The organism is Bartonella sp. AU16XJBT (genome assembly GCF_028618665.1).
GTDB lineage: Bacteria > Pseudomonadota > Alphaproteobacteria > Rhizobiales > Rhizobiaceae > Bartonella.
Genome location: NZ_JAQITF010000076.1, coordinates 1 through 1041 on the forward strand (window position 1 = coordinate 1; position 1041 = coordinate 1041).

The following is a 1041-nucleotide window of genomic DNA, read 5'->3' on the forward strand; positions in this document are numbered from 1 at the left end:
TAGCCATAGCACCAACTCAAAGGAAGAACGTACAGGCTTTGGCATTCAGTTTGAAAAGAACCGCAGTGGTGTTTCTGTAGGGATTGGGGTTGCAGGCGCCAAGGATAAAGGCGATCAATGGGAAAAGACGAATACGCCGTCCAATTTCCATGCGGGCAATGATGCGAATTTTAATGCCGGCAATGATGTGAATTTTCAAGCGGCAAATGTTTCGGCAGACCGTGATGTCAACATCGATGCAGGCAATAACGTGACGTTTTCAGCAGCTGATGATACCTCTAATGCACAAGAAAAGCATGAAAAAACCTTTGCCGGTGTGACAGCCTCTGCGGATATTGGTGTCCTTGGTACGGTACAAGGCTTAAAAGATTCAGCAGACCGCATGAATAATAAGGATGGAAATAACACAGTTATGAATGGCATCCTGACCGGCATGAAAATCAATCACCTCTTTACCAAAGGCAGGGAGTTTGTTGATTGGTTGAGTGGTAATACAGGGGAAAAGGGGAACATAACCAAAGGACTGAGCAGCCCATTAGGAAGTATGGGGGGCTCCACCAAGGATGTTCTTGCCAATATGTCTGGTGCTTCTGGCAGTGTGAGCGTGGGCTTTAAGAGTGAGAAAGCAGAAGCCTCTTCTCAAGTCTCCACAGCGACGACGACGACAATAGAAGGGGGGCGTTCTGTTAACATAAATGCTCACAAAGGAAACATCCATGGTGAGGGGAGCGATATTATTGCAGGTACAAACCCGATTTATGTGCTGAACAATGATGCACAGAGCGGAAATATTAATATGATAGCGGGGCAAAATATCACCTTTGAAAGTGCACAAAACACGCAGAGCACACAAAACAGCAGTGAAAATACTTCCATGAGTGTGGGCTATGGTTATGGCACGGGGGGGGCAGGGGCAACAGGCAGTGCTGCTTTTAGTCAAGGGGAAGGTTCCAGTGATGAAGTGCACCACAAGAACAGCCATATTATAGGCACCGGCACTGTTCATAGCAATAGTGGAGGGAACACCACACTAGCAGGCGC

The 1041-nt window shown here is 47.3% G+C and carries 1 protein-coding gene; it reads left to right on the forward strand.

The features are described 5' to 3' along the window. A partial coding sequence (locus tag PVV66_RS09635; RefSeq protein ID WP_273719618.1) for a hemagglutinin repeat-containing protein occupies nucleotides 1-1041 on the forward strand: 1041 nt, incomplete at both ends.